Annotated in this window: 6 protein-coding genes; 3 read left to right on the top strand and 3 right to left on the bottom strand. The window is 71.0% G+C overall.

The window, feature by feature from the left end:
• The coding region (locus tag AC5LUJ_RS03400; RefSeq protein ID WP_493464447.1) for a carboxyl transferase domain-containing protein at nucleotides 1-1,092 on the top strand (1,092 nt) is incomplete at its 5' end.
• 167 nt (nucleotides 1,093-1,259) lie between these two features.
• Entirely contained in the window at nucleotides 1,260-2,750 is a 1,491-nt protein-coding gene (locus tag AC5LUJ_RS03395) for an FMN-binding glutamate synthase family protein (RefSeq protein WP_250282491.1), read from the top strand.
• Nucleotides 2,751-2,910: 160 nt separating this feature from the next.
• Here the strand turns inward: AC5LUJ_RS03395 and AC5LUJ_RS03390 are convergent, their stop codons facing one another.
• Entirely contained in the window at nucleotides 2,911-3,651 is a 741-nt protein-coding gene (locus tag AC5LUJ_RS03390; RefSeq protein ID WP_250282489.1) for an AfsR/SARP family transcriptional regulator, read from the bottom strand.
• Nucleotides 3,652-4,461: 810 nt separating this feature from the next.
• Complete coding sequence (locus AC5LUJ_RS03385) at nucleotides 4,462-5,058, bottom strand: TetR/AcrR family transcriptional regulator (protein ID WP_250282487.1); 597 nt, start codon at nucleotides 5,056-5,058, stop codon at nucleotides 4,462-4,464.
• 709 nt (nucleotides 5,059-5,767) lie between these two features.
• Here AC5LUJ_RS03385 and AC5LUJ_RS03380 point away from each other — a divergent pair.
• Nucleotides 5,768-6,709 carry an alpha/beta hydrolase gene (locus AC5LUJ_RS03380; protein ID WP_250282484.1) on the top strand — a complete coding sequence of 314 codons (942 nt, stop codon included), beginning with the start codon at nucleotides 5,768-5,770 and terminating at the stop codon, nucleotides 6,707-6,709.
• A gap of 74 nt (nucleotides 6,710-6,783) precedes the next feature.
• Here AC5LUJ_RS03380 and AC5LUJ_RS03375 read toward each other — a convergent pair whose 3' ends face one another.
• A complete protein-coding gene (locus AC5LUJ_RS03375) occupies nucleotides 6,784-8,247 on the bottom strand; it encodes an MFS transporter (RefSeq protein ID WP_493464446.1) in 1,464 nt (487 codons plus the stop codon).
• Nucleotides 8,248-8,380: the final 133 nt, after the last annotated feature.

Genomic DNA, 8,380 nt, shown 5'->3' with positions numbered 1-8,380 from the left:
CGCAGCGTGACCGGAGAACAGATCGACATGGAGGGGCTCGGCGGCGCCGACGCGCACGGCCGCCGCTCCGGTGTCGTCCACGTGCTGGCCCGTTCCGAGCGGGACGCCTACCAGCGGGCCCGCCGGATCGCCTCCCTGCTCGCCGACCCGGGCCGTTTCGACCTTGGTGTCGGCCGGGGCCTGGCCGCCGCCCTCCCCGGGCCCAGGACCGAGCCCGGCGCCGACGAGATCAGCGCCACCATGGAGGTCGGCACCATCGAGGTCGGCGCCAGCACGCTCAGTGTCAGCGGCCCCGGCACCGGCACGGTCGGCACCGCCGAGGTGGGTGCCAGCGACGCCGGTGAGGATCTGCGGGCGCTGCTGCCGGACCGGCCGCGGCGGGCCTACGACGTCCGGCCGCTGGTGCGCCGGCTCGTCGACGACGACCCCACCGGCGACGGTTTCGAGGAGCTGCAGCCCCGCTGGGCGCCCAACATCGTCGTCGGGCTCGGCCGTCTCTACGGCCACAGCGTCGGCGTCATCGCGAACAACCCACTGTGCAAGGGCGGCTGCCTGGACTCGCTGAGCGCCGAGAAGGCCGCCCGGTTCGTCCGCATGTGCGACTCCTTCGGTATCCCGCTGGTCGTGGTCGTCGACGTTCCCGGCTACCTGCCGGGCGTCCGCCAGGAATGGGACGGGGTGGTGCGCCGCGGCGCCAAGCTGCTGTACGCGTTCGCGGAGGCCACGGTGCCGCGCGTCACGCTCGTCACCCGGAAGTCCTTCGGCGGGGCGTACATCGCGATGAACTCCCGCTCGCTGGGCGCCACCGCCGTCCTGGCCTGGCCCGAGGCGGAGGTCGCCGTCATGGGCGCCGAGGCCGCGGTCGGCATCCTGCACCGCCGGGCCCTGGCCGCGGTGTCCGACGACGAGCGGCCGGCGCTGCTCGCCCGGCTCGTCGACGACCACGCCCGCACCGCCGGCGGGGTCGACCGGGGGCTGGCCCTCGGTGTCATCGACGCCGTCATCGATCCCGCCGACACCCGCCGGCGCATCGCGCAGGTCCTCGCCGACGCGCCCGCCCGCCGCGGCCGCCACGGCAACATCCCCTTGTGACGGCCTCCCGGTAATGATCCCCTTGTTACCGCCCCTGGCCACCGAGGTGGCAGCGGTGTGGTTCGGTGGTGTGGGCGAAGCCGTGACCACCGGATACAGGTGCTCCGGGCTGAAACAAACGGGTGCCCCGGGCTGGTAGCAGCGACGGCCGCGAGTTCAATGGGGGTATGGCAGTAGTCGGCTGGGTGGCGTTCGGAATTCTCCTGTTGGTGTGCGTGGTGGCGCTGTACGACGTCCTGCAGCGTCGGCACTCGATCCTGCGCACCTTTCCCGTCATCGGGCATCTGCGCTTCCTGCTGGAGGATGTCGGCCCGGAGCTGCGCCAGTACATCGTGACCGGCAACGACGAGGAGCGGCCGTTCAGCCGCGACCAGCGCCGATGGGTGTACGCCACGGCCAAACGGGCCAACGCCAGCTTCGGCTTCGGCACCGACAACGACCTGGAGCTGTCGGCGAACTACCTCATCGTCAAACCGGCGGTCTTCCCGCTGCCGGCGCCCGCACCCGACGACGACCGGCTGGAATGCCGCAAGGTGCTCGGTGCGGCGCGCGGCCGGGCCCGCGCGTTCCGGCCGGCATCGGTGGTCAACATCTCGGGGATGAGCTTCGGCGCGCTGAGCGCACCGGCGGTCGCCGCCCTGAACAAGGGGGCCGCCATCGCCGGCTGCCTGCACAACACCGGCGAAGGAGGCATCTCCGAACACCACCTACACGGCGGTGACCTGGTCTTCCAGATCGGCACGGGCTATTTCGGCTGCCGCACACCCGACGGCCGGTTCAGCCTCGAACGCCTGGTGGAGCTTGTCGACCGGCACCCGATCCGCGCGGTGGAGATCAAACTCAGTCAGGGGGCGAAACCCGGCCTCGGCGGCGTCCTGCCCGCGGCGAAGGTCACGCCCGAGATCGCCCGCATCCGGGGGGTGCCGGCCGGGCAGACCTGCGTCAGCCCGTCCACCCATTCGGCGTTCAGCGACGTGGACAGCCTGCTCGACACCGTCGAGGAGATCGCCGCGGCGACCGGGCTACCGGTCGGGATCAAGTCGGCCGTGGGCGAGCTGGGCTTCTGGGAGGACCTCGCCAACCGGATGGTGACCACCGGCCGTGGGGTCGACTTCATCACCATCGACGGGGGCGAGGGCGGCACCGGCGCGGCACCGCTGGCCTTCAGCGACCATGTCGCGCTCCCGTTCAAGCTCGGCTTCAGCCGGGTCCACGCCATCTTCGCCACCGCCGGGCTCGACGAGCGGACCGTCTTCGTCGGCTCGGCGAAGCTCGGCTTCCCCGAGACCGCGCTGCTGGCCATGGCCATGGGCTGCGACCTGGTCAACGTCGGCCGGGAGGCGATGCTGGCCCTGGGCTGCATCCAGGCGCAGCGCTGCCACACCGGCCACTGCCCCACCGGGGTGGCCACCCAGTCCCGCTGGCTGACCCGCGGGCTCGACCCCCAGGACAAGGCGGCCCGGGTCGCCAACTACGTCAGCGGGCTGCGGCACGACCTGCTGCGGCTCGCGCACGCCTGCGCCGTCAGCCACCCGGCCCTGGTCACCCTCGGCTCCTTCGAGATCCTCGACGGCCACTTCGGCTCCCGGCCCGCCAGCGAGGTCTTCGACACCACCGGCGCCCGCGGCCCGAAAAAGCCGGACGGCCGGGTGGTGTGACGACGCGGCTCGGGCGATCACTCCAGCAATCGCTCCAGGGGGACGCGGCTGGTGACGCGGACTGCCGCCCGGCTGCCACGGCGGCTCTGGCGGTCTTGGCGGGGACAAGTCCGCCAAGCGGGACTCAGCCGCCGAGCGGGCCCCATTTGTCGAGCGGGGCTCAGTCGTCCACCAGGATGGCCTGGTGCAGTTCGCGTACGGCGCGGCCCGGCTCAAGGCCGAGTTCGGCGACAATGGTGTGCCGGGCGCGCTGGTAGACCTGCAGCGCGGCGGCCCGCCGGCCGCTGCGGTGCAGGGCCAGCATGAGCTGGCGATAGAACACCTCGTGCAGCGGATATTCGGTGACCAGATTCCGCAGGAGACCGACCAGTTCCCGGTGCCGGCCGAGCCGGAAGTCGCATTCGACCAGATTCTCGTAGCACTCCAGCCGCAGTTCGTCGAGCCAGGCGACGAAACCGTCGACGATCTCGCCCCCGCGCTGGTCCTCCAGGACCCGGCCACGCCACAGCTCCAGCCCGCTGGTCAGGAAGGTGGAGGCCGACTCGTAGTCACTCACCCGGAATGCCGCCCGCCCGTCGTCGAGCAGCCGCAGGAACTCCAGCAGATCCAGCTCGTCCGGGCCGACGCGCATGAGATAGCCCGGTGAACGGGTCACCAGGCCGGAGCAGTCCCGGCCGTTGGCGGCGAGGAACTTGCGCAGCTGCGAAACATAGACGTGCAGGCCCGCGACGGCCCGGCGCGGAGGTGAGTAACCCCACAGTTCCGCGACGAGCTGTTCCGTCGAGACCACCTCGTTCGCCTTTATGAGGAGAACCGCCAGAAGAGTCGCCACCTTCCGCGCGTTGATGGACGCCACCCGATCGTTCTCAATTATCCGCAACGGGCCCAGCAACTGGAACATGGGATCAGACCTCCGCAGACGAGTGGATTTCGCCGGCCGCAGCCGGCTGGCCCCCGTTCCGCCCAGTCTCACATACTCATCCACTCCCGGCATCGGAGGAACCCCATATCCGTTCACGAATTCTCGGCCTGGAAGTGGTAACGGAGGACACATTGTTTCTTATTCATGCCTGGAATTCTGCGCCGTGTGACGTCGCCGAGGCGGGTGCGCGGTGCCAGCCGGGCCAGGGCCGCCGGGGAGGGGACCTGCGGGCGTGCGGCGGGCATGGGGTCAGAGGCGGCCCGGTGGTCCGTGCGCCGAGGTTCAGCTCGTCGGCGATCTCCTTGTTCTTCCGGCTCCTTGTTCTTCCGGCCGGTGCCAGCGACGTACACGATCTCGCGTTCACGGCCGGTGCGGGAGGCAAGCGGCGGGTACGCCGGCCCGTCCGCGGGCCGGAAGAGAAGATCACCGGGCATCGTGGTGAAAATTCCCCAATTCCACACCCGTTCGGCACACGGAGGAAAGGATCCACGGCATGGGTCCGCCGTTGAAAGGGGCCGGATTATCGGCGGGCGTCGCGGGGGCGGCTCGGCGGCAGGAGGAGATATGCCGCTGGACAGGAGGCGCTCGCCACCGTGCCGAAGTCGACGTGGCGACGCCGGAACAGATTTGCGGCCTGCGGCTCCGGGGCGGCGTACGAATGGCCGGCATTACACCGGCGGGAACGGGCTGTGGCGCCGTACCTCATTCGCCGCGTCCTCCCAGCCAGCCCGGTGTGTCGACGTCCGCACCGTACCGGTGTGACACTCCAGTTTGCAAGAGCCGAGTAAGTCAGAAATCCATTACACCGGGTAGCCGGAGGCCGGTGGCAATGACCGACATCAGCGCCTCCAGCTGGCCGGCGCGCTCCGGTGCCTGCTCCCGGACCCAGGCGATGGCGCTGACCAGGGCGATCACCTCGTCGACCCCGATGTCCGCGCGGACCTCCCCGGCCCGCTGGGCCCGGGTGAGCAGCGCCGCGGCGGCGTCGTCCACGTTCCGGCAGGAGTGGTGCAGCGCGGACCGCGCGTCGCGGGGCCCGCTGAGCAGCGCGGCGGCAACACCACGATAGGTAGCCACGTACGCCACCAGATCGGACAGCCAGGTGATCAGGGCGGTACCCGGGGCATCCGACTCGAGCAGCCGGTCCGCCTCCGCGCAGATGGCGGCGGTGCGGTCGTGCACCAGCGCCTCCAGCAGCGCCTCCCGGCTGGCGAAGTGCCGGAACAGCGTGCCGATGCCGACACCCGCGCGCCGGGCCACCTCGTTGAGGGATATCTCGTCGTCCTGGCTGGTCATGGCCTCCCTGGCCACGGCGAGGATCCGCTCCCGGTTGCGCCGTGCGTGGGAGCGCATCGGCCGTCCGGGGGCCTGCGTCAGGTCACTCATACGCCCCGCCACCCATGCGAAACCTCCCTGGTTCGACCAGACTCCTTCGCTGAGCCTATGAACTGCGGCCCGCACAGGCGGCGGGTTCGCCTCCGACGGCCTCCTCCGGAGCCGCTGCCGCCTGACGCCCGGACCGGCCAGTGGTTACCGTCCGCATTTACCTGACACTGACATGACGGACGGTAGGCTCAACATTGACTGCTTGTAGATAAATAATTGTTTTACTCGACGCATCCGGGCAGACCGGGTGAGAGCCGACCGGAATTCTGGGCGCCATAACTTCCGTGTCAGTGGTGACGCGATGATGCGGCGGTCCGCCGTGACGCCGATCCAGGTGTCCGGTACCGGGCCGGGACCAGGCTCGGCCAGCCGCTGGGCCAGCCCGTCGGTGCCCCGGTCCAGGCCACGGCGACGGCCTGCCTCAGCAAGTACCCCCGCCAGCGCGGCCAGCGGACCGGCCTTCACGGTGACGAACGGCTCCGGGCCGGCGACCGATATACTGACACCGCGGTGAGCTTCGGAGAAGGGTGAAGGCGTCCGCCCCGGCTGCGGTCTTCCAGGCGCCCAACACCATGTTTGAACTCGTCCGGTCGACGGCCTGAGCCGAGCACCGGTAGGAAACGATGGCCCGGAGTTTTGCCGGAACGCTTTTCACATCCGGCCGCTGGGAGGCGTACACGGGTATGAATGCCCGCAGCGAGGAAAACCAGTGACGCGTACCCCGGCCGAGCCTGCGGCGGGTACATCGGTCGAGCCGGTGGAGAGCACGGTAGCCGAGCTGCTCGCCAACAGGGGTGCGTCAAGCCGCCTGCCGCTGGCGGAACCGGAACCGCTTCCCGGCACCGGGACACTGGACATGCGCAACCTGGAGGCATGTGACCCGGTGTCGGGCCTGCGGGTGCCGGTCCGCCGCTATGCGCCCCGCGGCCAGACGTCCGCGTTGCCGGCGGTGCTCTACATTCATGGCGGCGGCTGGGTGATCGGCAGCATCGACATGGTGCACTTCCTGGTCGCGCCGCTGGCCGTCACGCTGGACGCGGTCGTGATTTCGGTGGGTTACCGGCTCGCGCCCGAGCACCCGTTCCCCGCCGCGTTCGACGACTGCCTCGCCGTCCTGCGCTGGATGGCCGCCGAATCAGCCGAGCTCGGCATCGATCCCACCCGGATCGCGCTGAGCGGGGTGAGCGCGGGCGGGACGCTGGCCACCGGGGTGGCTCTCGCGGCACGCGACCACGGCGGCCCCGCGATCCGCCTGCTGCACCTGGTCACGCCTTCGCTGGACGACCGGGCCGACACCGCCTCGATGCGCAGGCGGTGGGGGCCGGAGCACCTCAGCCCACGGCTGGCGCGGGAGTGCTGGGCCGCCTATCTGCGTGATGTCGCGGGCGACGTGCCCGCGGTCGCCGCCCCGGCCCGGGCGGGCGACCTCGCCGGCCTGCCGCCCACCTTCATCGCGGCCGGTGAGCTCGACGCGGTCCGTGACGAGGCCCTGTTGTTCGCCTTCCGCCTGATCCAGGCCGGCGTCCCGGTCGAGCTGCACCACTATCCGGGTGCCACGCACGGCCTTGGCGGTGATGTCGGGCCGGGCCTGCGTCAGCGGATCACGCAGACCGTGCCGGCCGTCCTGCGGGAAGCGCTCTTCCAGGCCTGACCGCGCCGGCGGCCCCGGGCCGGGAGGAGGCCCGGGGCGTGCCCCAGCGCCGGCCGGGTTCGGCCGGCCGGGCCTCAGCTGGCCGTGTCGGCTGTCGCCGGGGTGGCCGGGACCGCGTCGACGGCCGCCGGGGCCCGGCCGCGGCCGGGGCCGAACCAGAACCCCAGGGACACCAGGATGCCGATGACCGCCGGCACGGTGAGCCAGGTGAAGACCCGGGCGAAGTGGTCCACCGCGCTGCCGGTGCCCTGGGTGAACGGCAGCAGGAACACGGCGATGCCGATCAGGCCGCCGACGGTGATGGCCACCTGCACGATCCCGGCGGTGATACCGGTGTCCTGCGGGCCGGCGCTGGAGAGGATGACGACGTTGAACGGGACGATGGCCAGGCCGACGCCGATCCCGATGACGATGATCTGTGGCAGTACCGAGGAGGCGTAGCCGGCGCCGTCGTCCACCTGGCTGAGCCAGGCCACGCCGGCCGTGACCACCGCGAGTCCCGCCACGCCCCGGCCCTTGAGACTGATCGAGCTGGCCAGCTTGGTGATCAGCGAGGCGCTGAGCAGGATCGAGATGGCGAAGGGCAGCAGCCCGAGCCCGGTCCGCACCGGGCTCAGACCGAGCACGGCATGCAGGTACTGGGCCAGGAAGAACAGGAAGCTGCCCAGCACCGCGGCCAGCAGCGTGAGGTTGAGAAAGCCGCCGAGCCGGTCCCGGTGGGCGAAGATCCGGCCTGGCAGCAGCGGCTCGGCGGAACGGGAGTCCACCACCGGCAGGAGCGCGAACAGCACGACGGCGGCCGCCAGCGAGACGATCGTCCCCGCGTCCCGCCAGCCGCTGTCGGCCGCGTGGACCAGGCCGTACACACCGCCGGTCAGTGCCGCGGTCACCAGGGCCGCGCTGGGGATGCCCAGCGAACGCTGGTTGCGGACGGCGTCGTGGGTCCCGAGTACGCGCAGGGCGACGACAAGGATCAGCGTGGCTACCGGGACGTTCACCAGGATGCTCCACCGCCAGTTGCCGGCCGAGGTCAGCAGCCCGCCGAACACCATGCCGGATGCCGAGCCGAGCGCGGTGACGGTGGAGTAGAGGCCGAACGCCCGCTGCCTGCGCTCCCCCTCGGACAGGATGGTCAGCAGCGCCAGCGCGCTGGGGCCGGCCAGCGCCGCCCCGGCTCCCTGCAGCACCCGGCCGGCGAGCAGCACCGCGACGTCCTGCGCGAGACCGGCGACCAGCGAGGCGACGGCCACCAGGCCGATACCGAAGAGGAACACCCGGCGGTAGCCGAACACGTCCCCGAGTCGTCCGGCGACGAGGAGCAGCGCGCCGAAGGCGAGATAGAACCCGTTGAGGATCCAGGCGCCGGTGGTGATGCTGGCGTCGAAGCGGGCCTGGATCTGCGGCAGCGCCACGTTCACGACCGTGCCGTCCAGCTGCAGCAGGTACTCGGCACCGACGATCGCGGCGAGCACGAGCCCCCATGCCCTGGGCGGACCACCACCCGTCGTGGTCGTACTGGAACCGGTTTCGGTGCTCACGATGCCTCCTGGAACGGACGGGGATTATTTTGAGGGTGGCTCACCTTACGAGTTCGGCCTGATAATATGAGCCAGCCTCGACTTGTCAAGCCGGAGGTCTCCGATGGGGGATAGCGCCGTGGGGATAGCGCCG

The organism is Protofrankia sp. CiP1_Cm_nod3, assembly GCF_982290655.1.
This window is presented reverse-complemented; position numbering and strand designations above follow the sequence as displayed.